Genomic DNA, 20,392 nt, shown 5'->3' with positions numbered 1-20,392 from the left:
TTATCTCTCCTTGCTACTTATGCATGCAATTCGGTATTCGTTAGCCATTTCGTACCGATTGCTGCTCTTCAAAATACCCTTGAATCAGCTTCACAAACAAGTTCGGAAAAGCATATTCCGCCATATGCTCGCGTTCGATATATGCATATCCAGGCGGCAGTGCCATCTCGCTTAAAGCCTTACAGCGATATACGCGCATCTGCCATTGAATATGACTAAAGGTATGCTCCGCATCGCAATAAGCCTCAACAGGCTCTGCATGGATTCCTTCTTGGAACAGCAGCTCACGCACCTGATCCATGGCCGCCTCCTGCGTGGTGCTGCCTTTGCTTGTCTGCTTCTGGGCAAGCACATGCGGCAGCTCCCACATCCGCGCCAAGAGACCTGTGTCTGGGCGCTTCCTGATCAACAGCTGCCCTTCGTGACGGCCCATGCCTTCGACCAGAGCCGCGAAGCGAACTTCCGGCTTCGGCGGCTTCGCCTTCGTCTTAATCGGAAGCAGCAGCTCTTCGCCTGCCAGCCGTCCCTCACAATGCTCCATGACCGGACATAAGAGGCATGACGGCGACTTCGGCGTACAGGTCAGCGCACCAAGCTCCATTAAGGCTTGATTGAAGTGAGAGGCATGTCCATCTGGAATAAGCGCTCTCGCTACCTTTTCAATTTTCACGCGCGTGCTGGGCTTCGCGATGTCATCATGCAGACGGAAAAATCGCGACAGCACCCGCATCACGTTCCCATCTACAGCGGGCTCATTACGATTGAAGGCAATGCTCATGATGGCGCCTGCGGTATAAGGGCCAATCCCCTTCAACGAGGAAACAGCAGCGACATCATCTGGAACCTCTCCTGCGTATCGCTCCTTCACCTCACGGGCTGCAGCCTGCAGGTTGCGGGCTCGCGAGTAATAGCCGAGTCCTTCCCATGCCTTCAGCACATCCTCCTCTTTCGCATCCGCTAGGGCTGTTGCCGTCGGGAACTTGGAGATAAAGCGCTCAAAATAAGGAATGACTGTATCTACTCGTGTCTGCTGAAGCATGATCTCCGATACCCATGTATAGTAAGGATTATGCCCGCGCCGCCAAGGGAGATCACGACGGTTCTCATGGTACCAGCGCAATAGCTCACGGCTGAAAAAAGCTTGTTGTTCGTCCATGACGGCCTCCATATCATGTTAATGTCAAAGTCCGCTGTCTATTATATCACACCTGCATCCCTATAAATGTTCTTCCAAATGACACCTTTTCGTCTTGTCTTATTCTTCCATGGCATCCATACTAAAAATATAAGAAATATCATGTACAGGAAGGGGTTTCATATGCGCAGCTTATCTTTTTCTAGAAGCTTCGGTATTCTTATTAGTGCATTATGCTTGGGCGCGCTGTTGACCGCATGCGGGGCTTCCAGCAGTTCTTCAGGCAGCTCCTCGTCGAACATTTTGAATAGCGCGCCAGCTGAGGCGGCGAATGTATATAAGCAGAGCTGCCTTCAGTGCCATGGGGGCAATCTGGAGGGACGCATGGGCAAGGATACGAATCTTCAGACGATTGGGGACAACATGACCAAAGAAGAGATCATAGACAAAATTCACAACGGAGGCAAACGCATGCCTCAGGTCGGACGATCCATGGAAGAGGGCGACATCGACAAAGTTGCGGAGTGGCTGTCCACCCTCAAATCCAATGCAGCCGAATCTGCTAACGAGCCTGCGGCCTAACTGCTTCCTAACGCCATGAATCGAATAGGCTGAGCCAATGATTGCCCGGATAAAGGCAGCTCTAGTGACAGGTTCTTAACCTCATGTATAGACGAAGGACCTTATCTCATCTTCAATAAGAGACAAGGTCCTTCGTTCAATTGCTGTCCTGCTGCTCCACAATGCAGAAGGCAGAGGCCATGCCTGGCTGATGAGAGATGCTGACATGGATGTTGAATCGCTCCTGAGCGAGCCCTAGTCGCTGCCAAGAGGCAGGATGAAGCCTCGCTACCGGCTTGCCTGCCGCATCAGGCAGCACCTCGATGTCGAGCAGGCCGATCTGGCTTGAGATGCCGCAGCCAAACGCCTTCACAACGGCTTCCTTGACGGCAAATCGGCCAGCTACATATTCCGTTCGTCTTGGCTCCTTCTCACTTAGCAGCGCCCGCTCCTGCTCCGTCAGCACCTTTTGAATAAAGCGAGCCCCGCTTTGGCTTTCCACAATCTTTTTGACCCGATCGACCTCAAGAATGTCATGTCCAATTCCATATATCATCCGTTCATCCCTCCCCTTTGACCTTATTATCAACGGGAAGCAGTTGGATTGCAAATGCAGCGGCGGCAATCTTTATTACCGCGTGCATCTCCCTAGCGAGCGGTGTAATGATGACTGCTGCGAGGCACTACGTCGACGCTCGGACGACACACCATGCGCGTTAACTGTTGCTCGACGTGATCTCATCTTCTTGTCATGCAAAAAAGCCCCTGCTTACAGCCAGCCGAAGGCTGCATGCTGCTAACAGCCAGCCGAAGGCTGCATGCTGCTAACAGCCAGCCGAAGGCTGCATGCTGCTAACAGAGGCCGTGTTTCCAATACGAGTTCAGTGCTGTTATCTCTTGCCGGAGTCAAATGGCTCGCCAACGGCCTTTGGCGCATTGGACGACTTCGAGAAGATGACCAGCGCAATCAAAGTCACCACATACGGGAAGATCTTCAAGAGCACCGGCGGGAATACCGCCAGCGATGGAATGACCTGCGAGACGTTGGCTACTGTAGTTGCGAATCCGAAGAACAGCGTCGCAAGCAGAATGCCGATCGGTTTCCATTGTCCGAAGATCAAGGAAGCCAGCGCAAGGAAGCCAAGTCCTGCGACATTGCCCGTAAATTCCCCTGAGTACGTCAGCAGAATAATCGCGCCGCCTAGGCCTGAGAAGGCGCCCGAGATCATAACGCCGACATAGCGCATCGACTGCACGCGAATACCAGCTGCCTCAGCCGCATGCGGATGCTCGCCGCAAGAACGAAGACGCAGGCCAAATGGTGTCTTATACAACAGAATAATGCTGAAAATCAAAATGCCCAGAACGATCCACGTCGTCAAATACGTTCTTGTGAAGAACAGTTCGCCGATAACGGGGATCTTTGATAGAATCGGTACATCAAATGTTGCGAACCCATTTTTGACGCGTATATTGCCGCTGCCTGTCATGTTGCGCGCCAAGAAGATGGTTAGCGCACCAGCAATCATATTAATAGCGGTACCGCTTATGATCTGATTCGCGCTAAGATTAATGCTCGCAAAGGCATGCAGCAGAGAAAATAACGCACTTGCGATAGCCGCAGCCGCAAGTCCAATTAACAGTAATACAACTTTAGGAACACCAGGATCAGGGAATGCCTCCTGCAGCTGTGATACTACCAATGCGCCGATAAACGAACCGACGATCATCAATCCGTCGAGACCGATGTTTACAACCCCGCTTCGTTCACTAAAGAGCGCGCCCAAGGCAGTAATCAAAAGCGGAATCGTGAAAGCAATGGCATACGGAAATATTTGCTCAATAGTCGCCCACATGTTCTCATTCCTCCCGCTTTTTGTTCGCTGCACGACGCGACTTCATCTTCTGATATAAGCGCTCGATCAAGATGCTTGTAGCAGCAAAGTAAATAATAATCGCAATGATTGTATCTGCAATCTCTGGTGGAATCTCCGTCATGGCATTCATGAAGCCGCGTCCGGAATACAGCAGTCCGAAGAAGAGCGCAGACAAGAATACGCCGAGTGGCGCGTTAATGCCAAGCAGTGCTACGGCGATGCCATCGAACCCCTGCGTTGGAAGCACGCCGATCTGAATGCTTGAGGCATTCCCTGTATATTGCGCCACGCCTGCAAGCCCTGCCAGACCGCCTGAGATAAGCATGGACATCACAATGCTGCGTTTTACCGCAATCCCCGCGTATTCTGCCGAATGGCGGTTGAAGCCTACAGCTTTAAGCTCATACCCAAGCGTAGTTTTGTTGATAATGAATGCAACAATGATGACTGCAAGAACAGCAATAAAGAAACCAAGGTTAAGATAAGAGCCTTGAAACAGGTCGGTCAGCCATTGCTGATGCAGCATCGCCTCAGGCGGAAGCTGGCGTGATTCCGTCTCTAGGCTGGCCCCTTTGAAGTAGCCCGGTACAACATAGTAGATGGTCCAATAGGCGACCCAGTTCATCATGATCGTGGATACGACCTCATGGACATTGTACCGCGCTTTCAATAAGCCCGGAATAAATGCCCACAGCGCTCCACCGATAAAGCCGGCCACAACCATGACCGTCAGCAGCAGCGGACGCGGCAGATCAAGCGACAGACCGATTGCGGTCGCACAGAAGCCGCCAAACAGCATTTGCCCGGCTGCACCGATATTAAAGAGCCCTGTCCGGAAGGCAAAGGCCACGGACAACCCTGTTAGAATAAGTGGAGTTGCTGTAGCGAGCATATTTCCAATCCGCTCAGGATTCTTTAACGCGCCTTGCAGAAGATACATATAGCCTTCGATGGGATTGTGCCCTGTGAACAGCATCAGAAGAGCACCTGCCATTAAGCCCAAGGCGACGGCAATCAGCGATTTTATCCCGTTCTTCATGCTGTTCCCTCCTCCCTTTGATACCCGGCCATCATGAGTCCGAGCTCTCGTTCATTCGTTTCAGAGGAGTTCACGATCCCGACCAGCTCGCCGCTGTTAATAACCGCGATACGATCAGAGAGATTCATCACTTCGTCTAGCTCAAGCGATACAAGCAGCACAGCTTTCCCCTTGTCACGCTGCTCGATAAGCCGCTTATGAATATATTCAATCGAACCTACATCAAGGCCTCGAGTTGGCTGAACGGCAATCAATAGATCTGGATCGCGCTCTACCTCGCGTCCGATAATCGCCTTCTGCTGGTTGCCTCCAGACATGGAGCGCACGATGGAGGTAGCGCCTGTCCCAGAGCGAACATCAAAGCTCTCAATAATATGATTAGCATGCTTGCGAATCGCATCAGGTTTCAGCAGCCCTCTCTTGGAATAAGGGGGCTTATTGTACACCTCTAGAATCAGGTTTTCTTCAATGGAATAATCCAGAACCAAGCCGCGCTTCTGACGGTCCTCTGGAATATGGGCAATCCCCTTCTCATTGCGCTCACGAATAGAGAGCTTCGCAATATCCTTGCCCTTCAGCAAAATACTGCCGCTTTCCACCTGCTTCAGGCCGGTGATCGCCTCGATAAGCTCGCTCTGGCCATTGCCATCCACGCCCGCAATGCCAACGATCTCGCCTGCATGAACATCCAGCGTGAAGGATTTGAGCGCCTCGATCTTCTTGCTATTTTTAACCGTAAGAGATTGGACCTCCAGCACGGAATCCCCCGGCTTGCTTTCTTGTTTGTCCACCTTGAAGGAGACACTGCGTCCAACCATCATCTCGGCCATCTGCTCACGGCTCGTCTCCGCCACATCCACGGTCCCGATCGTCTTGCCGCGACGAATGACGGTGCAGCGATCAGCGACAGCCTTAATCTCCTTAAGCTTATGCGTAATGAGAATGATCGACTTGCCCTCGCTCACAAGCTTTTTCATAATATGCTGAAGCTCTTCGATCTCCTGCGGCGTTAATACCGCGGTAGGCTCGTCAAAGATCAGCACCTCTGCATTGCGGTACAGCATCTTAAGAATCTCTACACGCTGCTGCATCCCTACCGAGATATCTTCGATCTTCGCATTCGCATCCACATTCAATCCATACTGCTTGGACAACTGCTCAACTCGTGTGACTGCTGATTTCGTATTTAAAAAGAAGAACCCTTGGCGCGTTTCACTGCCTAGAATGATATTTTCTGCTACGGTAAATGTCTCAACCAATTTGAAGTGCTGATGCACCATGCCGATTCCGAGCCGATTGGCTACGTTCGGGTTCGTAATCTTCACTTCCTTATCGTTGATCTTGATAACGCCGCGATCAGGCTGATACATGCCGAACAAAATACTCATGAGAGTCGATTTTCCTGCGCCGTTCTCTCCGAGAAGCGCGTGAATCTCTCCTCTTTTCAGCTGAAGCGTAATATCGTCGTTTGCGACAATTCCCGGAAACTCCTTGCGGATGCCCACCATCTCGACAACATAGTCCATGGTCTTGGGTCCTCTCTTTCTGTATTGCCCATACGGGCGTTGTCATCCATCGCTCTCACAAAAAAAGACGGATCCTCTCCGTCTTTATCAAGCATGGTCCTGCATAAAAAATACGTTGATCGACGTCAAGTGCAATGAAGGCCATATCCATTTTGTTGTTTCAGGTCTTTGCCACTGCGCCGATCAACGGTGCTCTAGCCGCATGCTGCTCACACAAGATTGATCTTACTTAATTAGATCGCCTTGCTCGCCAGATACGTTAATAGCGCCTTCTTTAATCTTTGCAAGCACATCATCAACTTGCTTCACGATCTCATCGCTCAAGTTCGGGTTCTCTTCCGGAAGTCCGATACCGTCGTTCTTTGCATCGAATGTCAGCGTTTGGCCGCCAGGGAATTTGCCCTCGGATTCTGCCTTAATCATGTCATAAGCCGCATGGTCGATCTTCTTCACAGCAGAAGTCAATACGGAAGATTTGCCGTCTGCATATTCGCCATCTTTGTATTGGTCAACGTCAACACCAACAACCCATACGTCATTGCCTGCCTGCGCACGTGTCTTCGCCTCATTAATCGCACCAACACCGACACCGCCTGCTGCCGCGAAGATAACCTTCACACCGCGGTTGTACATTTGAGCAGCCAATTGTCCGCCTGCTGCCACATCGTCAAAGGACCCTTGGTATACTACGTTCTCTTCTTTGATTTCTACTTTTGTGCCAAGGTTCTCATTGGCATAGGCTACGCCTTGCTGGAAGCCCCAGTTGAACTTCTGCACGGGTGGGATCTCCATGCCGCCGATAAAGCCAGCCTGTCCTTCCTTCATGTGAAGGGCAGATGCTACACCCGCCAAGAAGCCTGCTTCATGCTCTGCAAAGAAAATGGAAACCGTGTTTTCCTTCACTACAGGCGTCATTGGCTCCGTGCCATCATGAGGCGTGCCATCGATAAGAACAAATTTGGCATCCTGATACTTATCTTGTGCTTTAAATACAGCTGTTTCGAATTTGAAGCCTGGCGTTACAATGAATTTGAAGCCTGCATCGTACAGGTTTCCGATTTCTTTTGTATAATCCGCCTCTGTGGTGCCCGCTGGCTTCAGGTATTTATAATCCATGTTGAAATCTTTGTTTGCTCTTTCAATTCCTTCGTAGGTTCCTTGGTTAAATGACTTGTCATCGATTGTTCCTGCATCCGTAACCATACCGACTTTGAAGTTTGCTTTTGGTGCATCACTGCCATTTTCAGCCCCTGAATTTTTACTTCCGCACGCTGCCAGCATTGTAATGGACAACACCAAACTTAGTACTGCTAAGACCCCTTTTTTCATCTAAGGTAATCCCTCCTAAGGAATATATAAAGCTCCATTAAAAATTGAAGCTATTTAAAATATATTAATAAAAGAAAGCCATTTCAATCTTTATTTTACCACTGGTAGACATAGGCAGAATGCGCCCGTACTATGTATGCACAAACTTGAATGGTTATGCAATTCATATAAAAAAAATCACTGATACATAGCGCCACTAAAATGTTGAACTGCATATTTCACTACATAAGTATAAAGCTTGAACAATGGCCCCTTTGTAAAAAATGCTATACGTATGTTGTCCCATATGCCTTCTTTTATACCTCATTTTACGATATGAATAATCAATAGAATTAACATTTTTTAACTGTTCATCTTCTTGATATTCTTGTCACAAATAAAAACAGCCCACTATCTACAAGAGAAAGAGGACTGCCTCGAACAACATATCAAATTCAGCTTTTGCAGCTTAGCGCACCTCACATGATCCCGGCAAGCCTATAACGGATACACCGCTCATGGAGCCTCCTCTGCTCCCGTCTTAGCATCCTCTGTGTCACCAAGCCCTTGCCAGATCTGATCGAGCTTGCGCTGGCCTTCCTTCTGAATCGCTGCGAGCGCCTCCTCAATCGAAGTCTTGCGCTCCAGCACCTGCTCAAAATGCTCGTTGACAATCATGTAGAATTGAACATTGAAGCCTCTAGGAATATTGTCTTCATGTACGTCTACCTTAGGTGGATACTTATAGAATGGTTCGAGGCTGCGCCCGCCAATCGCCTGCATCTGCTCGGACCAGAGGGAGCCGCTGCTTCTTATTCGTTCCTTGCTGTTCATGAATTGGATGAAGCTCCATGCCTCTTCCGGGTACTCAGAGCTGCTGGCAATCGACAGAATGGAGTCAATCGACCATGATCCTTTATAAAATCCGCCTTGTACAGCCGGAGCCGTAACCAGCTTCCATTCAAAGTTCTGCTTTCCCTGCTGGCGCGCCTGCTTCTGATCGAGATTGCCTAGCCGAAGCGCTGTGGCTGGCGTCCCGAGCGTCATCGCTGCCTTCCCTGCGATAAAGCTGTCCGGATCCGGGCTCGGCTGTACGGTAACAGCGCCTGACCTGAATGCCTTCTCTGCTGTTCGCAGCAGCTCTCTCCAGATCGCGGTATTAATCATGACCTTCTTGCCGGACGGATCCAAATAGCGAATCTGCATATCCTTGGCCATCTGCATAATAAACAGGCCTTTGCCATATAGATATCCTCCCAGCTGCAGTCCCCGAATGTCGGATGCATCCTCCAGCTCAGTAAAGCGCTGCGCCAGCTGCAGCACCGTCTCCCAGGACATGCCATCTTGCGGCAGCGGCATATCATACAGATCAAATAAGTCTTTATTGTAAAAAAGCGCCGCAGTATTCGCATATGAAGATAAACCAAACAAGCTTCCTTGTCCTTTGGCACGCAAATATTGGACAGCAGGCGGATGAAGCTCATCAAGCCTGTAGCCGTCCCGCTGAATCAAAGGATCCAAGTTCAGCAGCTGGCGTTCCTCCACCATCTGCTGAAGCGTCCTCGGTGTGAGCGTGAGAACGTCTGGTTTCTCCGTCTCCACCACCCGCTTGAACTCCTCATACGTAACGCCATAGCGGGTATCGAGAATAACCGGCTCCAGCTTAATTGTAGGATGTACTGCCTCAAAGGGCTGTTTATATAGAACATTAAATTGGTAGTCATCTACCGCCATCACTCGAAGCGTAATCGCCTCTTGCCGATCGTTGATTGTTGAACAAGATACCAGGAAGCAGCTCCAGCAGGCAAGAAGCATTGCGGATAGAGACATCCTTGCTTTCATGCGAAACATTGCTTGCTTCTCCTTTCTCATCTATTAATGGAACGTATAGGTTAATAGGTTGGCCGGCTTATCATGGATGAGATGAATTGGGAATGAGTCTGTTCATTCCAACGCCATTTGGCATTGCTTGGGGCAGCGTTCACGAATGGAGGAATAGATGCAATGAGCCGATCTATGGATGATATCATTGTTCCACAATTAAATAGCAGGAACAATAATACAAATCAAAGATATGTGATATATTTCAAAGCTGTTTTCGTCTCATTGACCATCCTGCTCATCATTGGCTGCGTCCTGTGTCCTCACCGCTAATCGAAATCCTCTTTTTCCTTTTGAAACAAAGATTCTTGACCCTGAACGATCTACTGTATAGCGTTCTTCATCCTCAATGAATACAAGGCGCGGAGAATCCATGATACACGGCACCTAGAATCCATGACACCTTGGCAAAGTCGATACAATCAATCCCTTCTACCCCTTCAATTGTTAACCCTTATAATGATATAATAGGTTAACAATTAGGATGGAGGTGAGCCCTTTTACAATGGATTCCAATCTACACCAACAATTAATGACAGCTGATCAGATCTCCAACTTGCTAGCGAAGGACAGGCAATATGTCTGGCACCCCTTTACACAGATGAAAGACTATGAGCAGCGTGATCATGTTCTGATCCAGCGGGCAGAAGGCATCTTCCTCTATGACGCTTGGGGGAGAAAATACTATGATACCGTGTCCTCTTGGTGGTGCAATGTTCACGGACATGGTCATCCACGCATTAAGGAAGCGATTCATAAGCAGCTTCATGCCTTCGATCATATCATGTTCAGCGGACTGACCCATGCTCCTGGGATTACGCTTGCAGAACGCTTAGTGCAGCTGGCTCCAGAGGGTCTTCACAAGGTCTTCTACTCAGACAACGGTTCTACCGCGGTAGAAGTCGCACTTAAAATGTCATTTCAATATTGGCAGCAGGTCGGGAACACAACCAAGACCAAGTTTATTTACCTTGAGGGCAGCTATCATGGAGACACGCTTGGGGCAGTGAGCGTGGGAGGCGTGGAGCAATATCACGCCCTGTTCAAGCCGCTGCTCTTCCACGGCTACAAGATGCCCGCTCCAGACTTAAGAGCGGCCGGCGGTCATACGCTCGCCGATGAAGCGATCGTCGCCGAGCAGGCACTAGCTCCGGTTCGCGAACTGCTTCAGCTGGAAGCTGAGCAGATTGCCGGCATCATCGTGGAGCCTATGCTGATGGGAGCCGGCGGCATGATCATGACGCCTGCCCATTACCTGACAGAGCTCCGCAAGCTCTGCTCAGCGCATCAGATTCATTTGATCGCTGATGAGGTCGCGACAGGCTTTGGCCGCACAGGCACCATGTTCGCCTGCGAGCATGCCGGCATCTCCCCTGATATACTGTGCTTGAGCAAAGGACTGACAGCAGGCGTCATGCCGCTAGCCGCTACGCTGTGCTCGGATACCATCTACGCTGCCTTCTACGATGACTATATGACGCAGAAGACGTTCTTTCACGGACACAGCTTTACAGGCAATCCCGTCGCCTGTGCGGTTGCGCTTGCAAGTCTTGAGGTGTTCGAGGAGGAAGCGGTGCTCGAACGCATCCAGCTTACGATTCGAGCGTTGGAAACAGCCCTGCATGGCAGTGGTCTAGCCGCGCTTCCTTACGTAGCGAATATTCGTCAGCTTGGACTTGTCGCTGCCTTCGATCTGTATGAGGATGCGCAGCGCAAGATGCCATTCCCGCCTGAGAAGCGCATTGGCGCAGCCATATACGAGGCCGGCTTTGAAGAGGGGCTTATCTTGAGGCCGCTCGGCGATACGATATATTACTGGCTCCCGCACTGTGCAACACCAGAAGATGTGAGCGACATCGTAAGCCGCACCCTTCGCGTGCTGAACAAGGTATTGGGGTAATTTGGACTTATCCTGCTGCATTCATAGAAGAAACCAAGGACCTCAGCTTCCACTGAACGTGGATACTGAGGTCCTTATACTTGGACTGAACGGTATATTTTAAAGACGAGCTACTAAACAGGCTGATTCCAATTCTAATATCAAGCTGAACCCTTGGACGCAGCCTGCGGTTGAAAGCGGTCCACACCTTTTTCAAAACTACTGTTTTTCTAATGGTTTATATTTTTAATTTAAGCTTCGTAAGCTTTCTTATCATTAAATACCCGATTACTAGAGCTGCAAGGAAGCCAAGGCTGTACGGCACAGGCCCGTTCGTGAACAAGCTCGTGGCTATTGAAGCCCCAAGAAGTGCAAAGCAGATCGTGAAGCCGCCGCGAAGAATCGTCTCTAGACTTGGGAAGATGACGAGCTTGCCATTATTCTCTGCCTCGTTGCGCACATACAGGAAGAGTCCCAGTACATAGCAGACCACGATAATAGCAATTGTTGCTCCCCAAAACCACGCATTTATTTCTTCGCTCCCTGCATCATAGAACAGCCATCTGTCTGGGGTTGGCACTTTTGGCGCTTTTGAGGTGTAATATACCATGCCTTCAATGGTCGTTTCTTTCTTCAGCGTCGGAATATCGAATGCCCAGCAAAACCGATCAAACATGAGCCGGATAAATTCCGGCATCAGGATCAGTATCCCGAGGAAAGATAGCTGGCTGATCACACTGCCGCACATCGTGCCCACGGCAAGCACAAAGGTATAAAGGGCAAGGTTAATCAAGAGCGCCCTCAGCAGGGCAGAAGCATATCCTCCCCACTCTACAAAGGGGGCAAGTTCTGAAGTGCATATCACACTTGCATCAACAGCCGTACTCAAGAAGAAGCTTCCGAGTAAGAAAGCCACGCCAAGAAGCCACTTCACGGTATAGATATGAACGCGGGAATAGGGCAGCGAGAGCGTAAATTCCTGCATATTGGCTCTGCGTTCCGATCCAATTTGCCATATCGCTAGAATCGTTCCCATGACCAGCATCAGAATTTGAAGATTCATGATGTCATACAGCCATGGCTCATAATCCGGATTCATAATGATATTCTCGACGGAATTGGATATGTGGCGCTGCTCAGCAAACCACCAGCGATTCATTCGAACAAGCGGCAGCGTGATGAACCCCAATCCAAGGATCGCATAGAGCATGAAGCGCACTTGGCGGAACTCCTTGGACCATAATCCAGTATTAAAAAAATTACGCCACATCTCCATCACCTCCCGACTTCCAGCTGAACCAATCCTCAAGTGCCAGTGCAAGCTCATCGACAAGCAGCATATCCTGCTTCATCAGCGAGGAATAAAGGGCATCCGACTCCAAGAGAACGGTGTACACGCGCCCGATCTGCTGAAGCACATGCACCTCGTTCTGGCTAAGCCAATCCATGCTTGCGCCTTCATTAAACACAATCTGCAGCTTCCTCACCTGCATGCGCAGCTCCTCAAGCAGCCACTGTTCCTCCGTGCGGCCATCACGCAGCAGTATAATCGAGTCTGCGATCCGATCCAGCTCACTCAGCATATGCGACGAGATCAGGATGCAGCTCTCAGGTGTTACCGACTCCATAATTAAGGCAAGCAGCTGCTTCTTCGCCACAGCGTCAACGCCATTGGTCGGCTCGTCCAATAGAATCACGCGTGCTCTAGTTGCAAGCCCAAGGGCTGTGCTGAACAACATCTTCATGCCCTTCGACAGCGATCTTACCGATTTATTCAAGGGAAGCTTGAATCTCCCTATAATGTCCTCAAAGTAGAGGCGGTCAAAGCTAGGATAGATCTTGCCATACAATTGGCCGCATTGCTTCAATGTGTATCCTTCGAGCGCAGTTGGTGCATCTGGAACAAACACGATGTCGCGCTTCACATTCGCTTGCCGATGAATGTCAACGCCATCCAGCGTCACCTGCCCCCGATCAGGGTCATATATTCCTGTCAGCAGTCTCATCAGCGTCGTCTTGCCTGTGCCATTGCGTCCAATCAGACCTGTAATCGTTCCTGGTCTTAGTTCAAAGCTAGCGCCTTGGAGCACTGCTCTGCCGTCAATCTGCTTATGCAGCTTGTCAATCCGCAGCACGTTCATCCCCCCATAGCGTTCTACTTTCCATTCGAATCCTCTCTTCCCATTGCTGCTCGGACAATCCTAGGCTTTTCGCTTCTACCGCCAAGCGTCGAATCTCCCGCTGAAGTGCCTCTAAGCGTTCCGCAGCCATTCGCGGCGCTTCATTCGAGGAGACAAACGTACCCTTGCCTCTTACCGTCTGAATAACGCCCTGCCGCTCAAGCTCCTGATAGGCTTTACTAACCGTATTCGGGTTAATAAGCAGCATGGAGGAGAGCTCACGAACAGAAGGCACCTTGTCTCCCGCCTTCATGGCTCCCTTAGCGACAAGCGCCTTCAACTGCTCTACGATCTGTTCATATATAGGCGAAGCGCTATGCTCCTGCAGACGTATCATCACAGGTCTCCTCTCTGATCTATGTGTGCTCTTAGCTTGCTGCTGCGATCAACAAGTGTACTATTACACATAATACACTTAATACAAACAAATATAACGGCCCTATCTCATTCTGTCAATATTTAACCTTCTACATGAATGCATATCTGGCTTAACACATGCATCTCGGTCAACATCGGCCGCTCACTGGCAGCACCGCTCAAGCCGCCACATGAAAGCAAGCATCAAAGCGTCTAGAATATGCCACATCCTTTTGTTTCATCTCGCGATTAACAGTGCTAGAATAAGGGTAATTTACCTTCAAAGCCTTGACTGCTACTTGCGTTTCTTAAGAGTTGCTAATCCTATTCGTACAATAGAAGGCTTCTGTATGTGGAAAGGGAGGAGATTGAACATGACAATGACTCTAATCGTGGCGAAGCCTGTGGCAGAGAACATCGAAGCAGAGCTTCAAGAACTACAGCACGTCCTTACAACGCTTACCGCCCGCCCCGCACAAGTGGCGTATTCCACTTTTGTTGAGACGGTTGTTAACCCGAAGGAGAGTATCCAGCTGACGACCATCCAGCAATTGAAGCATCCCTTCTCACCATTTCGACTTAAGCAAGAGCTGCAGGAAGAAGACATCCTTATCGTCTACTCCGATCGTAATGGCCTTACCGTCATTGCTGGCTCTGAAGCGACGCTAGCTCAGGCTTGTACGAAGCTAGGCATGCTGCTTCGCGAGAAGAGTACAGCCTCACACGACAATCGCCCTCATCTGGAGGAGCTTTACTGGACAGGGTCCTTATTATTGAACGGTCAACCCATTGTCGCTTAACCTTCAATGAGTTGAGCATGTGAGCCGGTTAGGCATTACTTGATAAAGTCATAGTGCGATACTATTGCTTGATTATTAAGCGCGTTCTCATAGATACAACCACAAACAGCCGCTTATCGGTTCGACTACCGATAAGCGGCTGTACTTGTGTTGGGATATACTATCCATACTTTTAACGATTTACGCTCCGCTGATTCGAGGCAAGAAGGAAGTCCCGTGCTCTGGCAAGCTTACTTGGAAATAATCGGATGCTGTTGCCCCAATGCAAGCAAGCGTAGGGTAATGCCCGATATGGCCCGGCCGCGCCATCGGGGCATAAACAAGAATAGGCACCTTCTCCCTAGTATGCTGGCTGTGCCCAATCGTAGGATCATTGCCATGATCCGCCGTTACGATCAGGATATCCGCTTCATCCAACTGCTCTAGCATTAAGCCGATATAATAATCGCTTAACTGTAGCCGATCCATATATCGCCGCACATCCTGCGCATGACCAGCCAGATCTGTCTCCTGCACATTGACGCAGATAAATCCATGTGCGAGTCTGCCGATCTCTTGAAGCGCACACGCCATGAGCTCCTTCGTATCCACTCCTGGATGATTGCTTCCTCGTTCATTGGCTACAATATTCTCAACCTTGCCAATCAAAGACACCGGAATACCAGCGTTGCCCAATATCGTCGGCACCTGTGTCTCTTTATTAATCCCATATCCGAGGTGTGTGACTCGGTATCCCTCGCGATAGACCCCTGACAAGGGAGTGTCGATTCCCGTGTATATTTGTGATTTGATCCGTCTCGCTGCAAGCAGTTCATCTACAGAGACGCGCTCTCCACCAAGTGCAATCACCCGCGATACGAATACCACTTCTCGCACACAGCGTCCAAGCGCCTCGATCTCTGCAAATGTCATGCTATCAAGCAATCCTGTCACATTATACACTTGACCGGAATCCGTCTCGAGATTATCCCCGATCACTGCACATTGGTTCACCAGCAGGACGGACACAGGATCGCCTATCCGCTGCACTTCATAGCCATTCAATCTAAGATGAGCCTCCACCTGCTCGATAACTGCGGCAAAAGGCTCGATTAAGGGCTTCATTGGCCTTGATCCCATAATTTCTTGATGGCCAAGGAAGCTGTCTGCTCCTTCGTGCAGCAAATCAGAGGTCCCATAAGTCGCATGGTGTGCGAAGCCCATGGCACCAACCTCTTCTCCCAGCGCGTTGATTAATCCGAGCCGCTCCAGATGAGGCAAGCGCTCTTTCGGACAGCGCTCTAGAATATGCTTGCATGTATTGGAGCCGATATCAGCCGGCCTTACTGCCTGCACATCGTCCATGGCTCCTACGCCAAAGCTATCGAGTACAACGACAACGAATCTCCCCATCCTGCTCACCCCGCCTCTTTAGGCTGACCTAAGCTATCGTATATCCCTACCAGCTGCCCTTGTCCAGCATGTAATCCTTGTACAATGGCGACATCGCTTCTTGTCACAAAGATCTGCGTTCGAAAAGCGAAGATCACCGTGCTTCCTACTTCATGCTTGCCTTCTAAAGCAAAATAATAATCAATGCTCGTAGCATCCGGCTTGCGGACGCGGGAATCGGTTCTATTGCCATTCTTATCGATCACATAGGCCCGCTCCACCCCTGATCGACGATAATGCCCGCCGCCATAGCAATAGCTGTATTCGCCATAAGAATGGGAGATCTCGCTCACATACACAATGGCTGGCGTTTCAACGAGATCGGCTGCAGCATGCATCGGCGTTGTGCCAATCAGACCGTGACCCGGCTCTCCTTGTGTACCGCCTATTGCTTTAATGGCAGGAATCGTATGCGTACAGGTAGCAGAAGGCATATTAATGTGCTTGATCGGTTGATCATATCTCGTGCGAAGCTGTTCTGCCGCTTCCAGCAGCGTGTAGGCATTATTCGTAGGGCGTACATCTTTATGTTCCGCATCATATAAAAAGCAGGGGAAGGTCGTTACTCCTTCAACCACGACATGCGATAGCTTCGACAGCTCAAGCATCGTTTTTTCCAGATCCATGAGGGCTATTCCGCCCTGCTGACAGTCGTAGATCACATCATCGTGACCAATAACGCGCAGCATGATAGGCTGTATTCGGCCAGCCTGACGGCTGAATCGATCAATTTCCTTTGCTTTTTCAATGGAAAAAACGGTCATGAGGCTGGGCTTCGCTGCAATGATTTGCTGCAGCGCATGGGTTGGAGTTTGCACGAGATGACCGACATGAGCCAGCGGAATGCCATGCTTAATCATGAGCAGCGCTTCCCGGTAATCCACCGTTACGGTCCCTGTGAATCCCATATCAATCAGCATAGAAGATAACAGAGGATTCCGTCCAAGCTGCTTGGTCATGACAAAGAGCTCAAGCCCATACCGCTCAGCAGTACCTAACATATGCGCCGCATTCTCTTGAATGCTGTCATAATCAAGCACATACGTGTCGGGCAGGATCTTCCCGCTTTGATGGAGCAGTACCGCCGCCTCCATAAGCTCGGGATTGCGCTTTGCCGTCTTGTATAAGAACATAGTTCCTCCTGACATGAAGAAGCATCTAACCTCTTGCTGTTAGCCCCTTCTTAATCTCTCGTTTATGCCTCAGCAGCTCTACACGATTGGGTGAAAAGCCAAGAAGCGACGAGGGTTCAATGTAAGCATCTTATAAATGATTGACTCCGATACGCCAAGTGCACGCAGCATAGGCAGGAAAGCGGTGAATAGATGAACATATCCATGCCCTCCAGCTGCAAGAAGATGCGATTGCCGCGTAAGGTCACACGACAGCATCAACTGATCCTCGTATCCCCGATCAAGCAAGGTATACAGCTGCTTGGCGCGCTCTTCATCTGTTCGGTAGCTCACTTTTCCAATCGTATCAAATTGAAGATAGGCTCCACTCTCTAACAGTTCACACTGCTCCTTAATATCTGGATTCAGATCCTGGTGGCCAAATGAGATGGACTTGGGCGACACGCCGCAGGTTGTAAGCAGTTCAAGCTGCTCGCTTCCCATCGTTCCCAGCTCACAATGCGTGCTTAACGGCGCCCCTGTCTGAAGCTGTGCATGAGCTGCCGCTCGAAACACCTTCTTTTCCGCATCTGTTATCTTGTTCAAGCTGCTGCCAATCTCGGCAATGATCCCTGCACAAATATCCGTCTCACCGATGCCCGCTTGAATATCTTGCATCATTCGTTGTTGAAGCTCTTGCTCGGTTTGCTCAAATACTTCAGCAGGATAGTATTCCTGCTTGTAATATCCTGTTGCCGCAATGATATGCAGGTTATGCTCTATCGCAATATTTCTTAACGCCTCAGCATTCTGTCCCATCCCGCGGTTCGATACTTCAACGATCGTATTGCAGCCTTGGCCTGACAGCAGATCGAGCTCCTTATTCAAGGACTCATCATGGCACAACTTAGAATCCTGATCTCCGCGAACAGGGGTCAGATCGAAGACGAGATGCTCATGAATGAGCGTGGACTTTACTTCATCAGGTGGAATTGAGCCTCTTACCGTTTGGACATGCACAGGGGCTCCCCCTTTCTAGCGAGTTATCTTCATGGCATAGATACCGTGAGTAGATTACGTGGAAAAGATTATATGCCATTTCGTTCACCATCCAAGCACAGCCATCCCATTGAGCAGCAGTGCGGTCATAATCACACCCACTGGTCCAATTGCAATGCGCATAATAGGCTTGCCAGCTGCTTCATTCACCGCATATAGCAGCATGAAAATGAATAAGGCTGCAGGAGAATAGGGCGCAGCGCTGAGCTTCACAACAGCCAAGACACTGCCAATGAATACGCCTAGCTCCATCATGGTATGAAGCGATGAGCGCAGGTAATCCGTACTTTCCCGAATGGTCGGGTATTGATACAACAGCTTCACGATGCGGGTTAAGAGCAGAACCTCAACTGCGATTACACCCATACCAATGAGGACAGCCAGCACAGGATTCGGAGCAAGATAACCGATTGGCAGCACCATCGTTAATCCGGCTATGCCATAGGCACCTGTCGTGAGCGCCGTCATGACGAGCAGGGGCACAAAGCTGACCGCACGCATCCACTCCGCGGCTGCTATGCTTGCTAGCCACACGCTTGATGGCGCCTCGTCCTGCCATGCATCATACAATAGAGGGATGGACACCTCTGTTCCGCCCAGCCAATGCAGGTGAACGCTCAGTGCGAGAAGTCCCCCGAGCAGCATATATAGAGGGATGGAACGCTTGAGCTTGCGATAGGGCTCCTCATGCATGAGCAGCATTTGAGCAGCCATCGCTTCCCGCCCAGCCCTGCCCTTTCGGTCTTGATAAGCCGCAAGCGCCATATGCAGCAGGGTACCAGACAGCATCATGCTGATACTGAATAGCTGTAGAACATCAAGCCCCCGCAGCCATTGCTGTCCAGTAAACGCGAGTAGAAGAGAAGCTCCCAAGCCGATGACAAGACTTATGACAAGTCTCTTCCATCCGAATTGCTTCTGGATCGCCAAGAATGGAACCATGCACAAGGCCAGCAGCACAGGCAAGTACAGCTCCTGCAGAGGCATTGTCATCGAGATAGGAAGCTCATGCACCATGCTTGGCATCCATTGAAGGAAAGCGCTCATCATGGCGCCCCATAGTCCGCCAAGCCATGCAGCTGTACGACCGCGCGCGGCATAGACGCCGATTACGTCCGCAGGGAGAAATAAGAGCCAAGGGTTCAGCATTTCAAACGCTAGGGCGTAAGAAATGCCCAAGGACAAGACAAATCCAATGCTTAATCGATAAGACCTTGCAGCAAGCTCTCTGCGAGTGATGGAGCCCTTATAGAGCTCGGGCAGCAATGGTCTTACGCCATCATTGAAGCTGCCAATCCCGCGCTGTGCAAGATAAGCCGCTAGTCCGCAGAGCAGCGCCAGCACACCTGCTTGAACAAGCCAATCGAGTTGGAAGGGATTAGACATCTTCTATCCCTGCTGTTCAATTAGGATTTGGGTTACAAGCGTTGCAGCCGCCTCGATGCTTTCCACCGTCACGCCAAAAGCAACCACACCTGCGTCTATATGCTCTCGAATAGCCGCGGCATCCGGAAGAACACCATTGGATGCAATCGTGGCGCACCGGGTGATGCCCAAAATGCCGATTGCCATCGCCAAAGCAGCCCCGCCTCCAGTATTGCAAGCGCCCAGGTAATAATCGGCCTGTGACGTCTTGACCAGCATCGCTGCCTCCATATCCGAGGTAGCAATGACAGATACCCTATTTCCTCCGGCAGCCTTAATGGCTTGCGCGAGCTGTTCCTTGTTCAATCCGGCAACAGCAAATCTTAGCATGTGAACTCCTCCCCAAGAATCATCTCAAAGTAAGCAACAAGATAAACAACTTCTCCTTCAATGGTCTGTGGATCGCTTGTGTAAGGGCGCAAGCAGTCCATTCCCCAATCGAATAGCTTCCTCTTTTCCTTGGTCAGCTCGATCACGGTCGGATCTTCCACGATAGCCCGACCTTCCTTGGTGCGCTGAATCGCCTTAATCAAGTGAGTGACAAAAGCGCCTGCATTGTCATCTTCCAGCTTAACGCCCAGCTTCTGTTCAATATCTTCTAATAAGGAAGGGAGCTGTTCATACGTCTGTGAATCCATTTGCTGTGAAGCATACATCAGTTCGATACGTTTGCTGAGCATCTCATCTCTCCTTGTTCAAAACCCTTATCCTGATACAAAGCACTTGTAATTTCTAAACCTCCAATATACAATATACAATATATTGTACATTCTCTCAGGAAAATCATATCACTCTTCAAGGAGGTTGTAAACGAGATTTTCC

At 50.0% G+C, this 20,392-nt stretch carries 20 protein-coding genes; 3 read left to right on the top strand and 17 right to left on the bottom strand.

Translation table 11 applies throughout. The features are described 5' to 3' along the window. Positions 1-40: 40 nt before the first annotated feature. A complete protein-coding gene (gene mutY, locus B9Y93_RS15955) occupies positions 41-1,156 on the bottom strand; it encodes an A/G-specific adenine glycosylase (protein ID WP_088549387.1) in 1,116 nt (371 codons plus the stop codon). A 162-nt stretch (positions 1,157-1,318) separates the two neighbouring features. Between mutY and B9Y93_RS15950 the strand changes: the two genes are divergently transcribed. Beyond that, entirely contained in the window at positions 1,319-1,717 is a 399-nt protein-coding gene (locus tag B9Y93_RS15950) for a c-type cytochrome (protein ID WP_085495819.1), read from the top strand. A gap of 136 nt (positions 1,718-1,853) precedes the next feature. Here the strand turns inward: B9Y93_RS15950 and acpS are convergent, their stop codons facing one another. The 7 genes from acpS to B9Y93_RS24605 form a co-directional block, all read right to left on the bottom strand. After that, positions 1,854-2,252: a holo-ACP synthase gene (acpS, locus tag B9Y93_RS15945; protein ID WP_085495817.1), complete on the bottom strand. Its 399-nt coding sequence runs from the start codon at positions 2,250-2,252 to the stop codon at positions 1,854-1,856. Positions 2,253-2,586: 334 nt separating this feature from the next. Further along, positions 2,587-3,552 carry an ABC transporter permease gene (locus B9Y93_RS15940; RefSeq protein WP_085495816.1) on the bottom strand — a complete coding sequence of 322 codons (966 nt, stop codon included), beginning with the start codon at positions 3,550-3,552 and terminating at the stop codon, positions 2,587-2,589. 4 nt (positions 3,553-3,556) lie between these two features. Beyond that, complete coding sequence (locus B9Y93_RS15935; protein ID WP_085495814.1) at positions 3,557-4,612, bottom strand: ABC transporter permease; 1,056 nt, start codon at positions 4,610-4,612, stop codon at positions 3,557-3,559. Further along, entirely contained in the window at positions 4,609-6,138 is a 1,530-nt protein-coding gene (locus B9Y93_RS15930; RefSeq protein WP_085495811.1) for an ABC transporter ATP-binding protein, read from the bottom strand. The genes B9Y93_RS15935 and B9Y93_RS15930 overlap by 4 nt, the downstream gene beginning before the upstream one ends. A gap of 225 nt (positions 6,139-6,363) precedes the next feature. After that, entirely contained in the window at positions 6,364-7,467 is a 1,104-nt protein-coding gene (locus B9Y93_RS15925) for a BMP family lipoprotein (protein WP_085495810.1), read from the bottom strand. 495 nt (positions 7,468-7,962) lie between these two features. Beyond that, positions 7,963-9,297, bottom strand: a complete 1,335-nt coding sequence (locus B9Y93_RS15920; protein WP_170936613.1) for an ABC transporter substrate-binding protein — start codon at positions 9,295-9,297, stop codon at positions 7,963-7,965. A gap of 252 nt (positions 9,298-9,549) precedes the next feature. Then, complete coding sequence (locus B9Y93_RS24605; protein WP_176228950.1) at positions 9,550-9,702, bottom strand: hypothetical protein; 153 nt, start codon at positions 9,700-9,702, stop codon at positions 9,550-9,552. Between the two features lie 130 nt (positions 9,703-9,832). Between B9Y93_RS24605 and bioA the strand changes: the two genes are divergently transcribed. After that, a complete protein-coding gene (bioA, locus tag B9Y93_RS15915) occupies positions 9,833-11,227 on the top strand; it encodes an adenosylmethionine--8-amino-7-oxononanoate transaminase (protein WP_097676163.1) in 1,395 nt (464 codons plus the stop codon). Positions 11,228-11,444: 217 nt separating this feature from the next. Here bioA and B9Y93_RS15910 read toward each other — a convergent pair whose 3' ends face one another. Genes B9Y93_RS15910 through B9Y93_RS15900 form a run of 3 tightly spaced genes read right to left on the bottom strand, consistent with a single transcriptional unit; the run spans position 11,445 to position 13,723 of the window. Then, entirely contained in the window at positions 11,445-12,476 is a 1,032-nt protein-coding gene (locus B9Y93_RS15910) for an ABC-2 transporter permease (RefSeq protein WP_085495805.1), read from the bottom strand. Further along, positions 12,466-13,347: an ABC transporter ATP-binding protein gene (locus B9Y93_RS15905; RefSeq protein ID WP_244903432.1), complete on the bottom strand. Its 882-nt coding sequence runs from the start codon at positions 13,345-13,347 to the stop codon at positions 12,466-12,468. Before B9Y93_RS15905 ends, B9Y93_RS15910 begins: the two co-directional genes overlap by 11 nt. Beyond that, positions 13,328-13,723: a GntR family transcriptional regulator gene (locus B9Y93_RS15900; RefSeq protein ID WP_085495801.1), complete on the bottom strand. Its 396-nt coding sequence runs from the start codon at positions 13,721-13,723 to the stop codon at positions 13,328-13,330. The genes B9Y93_RS15905 and B9Y93_RS15900 overlap by 20 nt, the downstream gene beginning before the upstream one ends. 394 nt (positions 13,724-14,117) lie before the next feature. Between B9Y93_RS15900 and B9Y93_RS15895 the strand changes: the two genes are divergently transcribed. After that, complete coding sequence (locus tag B9Y93_RS15895; protein WP_085495799.1) at positions 14,118-14,543, top strand: hypothetical protein; 426 nt, start codon at positions 14,118-14,120, stop codon at positions 14,541-14,543. Positions 14,544-14,723: 180 nt separating this feature from the next. On the opposite strand, the gene B9Y93_RS15890 is transcribed toward B9Y93_RS15895, so the two are convergent. From B9Y93_RS15890 to B9Y93_RS15865, 6 genes are all read right to left on the bottom strand, one after another. Continuing rightward, positions 14,724-15,935, bottom strand: a complete 1,212-nt coding sequence (locus B9Y93_RS15890; protein WP_085495796.1) for a phosphopentomutase — start codon at positions 15,933-15,935, stop codon at positions 14,724-14,726. A gap of 5 nt (positions 15,936-15,940) precedes the next feature. Continuing rightward, a complete protein-coding gene (locus B9Y93_RS15885; RefSeq protein ID WP_176228949.1) occupies positions 15,941-17,107 on the bottom strand; it encodes an alanine racemase in 1,167 nt (388 codons plus the stop codon). A 78-nt stretch (positions 17,108-17,185) separates the two neighbouring features. Next, a complete protein-coding gene (locus B9Y93_RS15880) occupies positions 17,186-18,106 on the bottom strand; it encodes a phosphotriesterase family protein (RefSeq protein WP_085495791.1) in 921 nt (306 codons plus the stop codon). An 84-nt stretch (positions 18,107-18,190) separates the two neighbouring features. Next, positions 18,191-19,531 carry a YhfT family protein gene (locus B9Y93_RS15875; RefSeq protein WP_085495789.1) on the bottom strand — a complete coding sequence of 447 codons (1,341 nt, stop codon included), beginning with the start codon at positions 19,529-19,531 and terminating at the stop codon, positions 18,191-18,193. Positions 19,532-19,534: 3 nt separating this feature from the next. After that, positions 19,535-19,900 carry a DUF2620 family protein gene (locus B9Y93_RS15870; protein ID WP_085495787.1) on the bottom strand — a complete coding sequence of 122 codons (366 nt, stop codon included), beginning with the start codon at positions 19,898-19,900 and terminating at the stop codon, positions 19,535-19,537. Beyond that, on the bottom strand, positions 19,894-20,250 hold the full coding sequence (locus B9Y93_RS15865; protein WP_085495786.1) for a PRD domain-containing protein: 357 nt from the start codon (positions 20,248-20,250) through the stop codon (positions 19,894-19,896). The genes B9Y93_RS15870 and B9Y93_RS15865 overlap by 7 nt, the downstream gene beginning before the upstream one ends. Between the last annotated feature and the right edge of the window lie 142 nt (positions 20,251-20,392).

Source organism: Paenibacillus aquistagni, assembly GCF_900177815.1.
Classification (GTDB): domain Bacteria; phylum Bacillota; class Bacilli; order Paenibacillales; family Paenibacillaceae; genus Paenibacillus_B; species Paenibacillus_B aquistagni.
The sequence above is the reverse complement of the archived record's forward strand: the minus strand, read 5'-3'. Positions and strand labels throughout refer to the sequence as shown.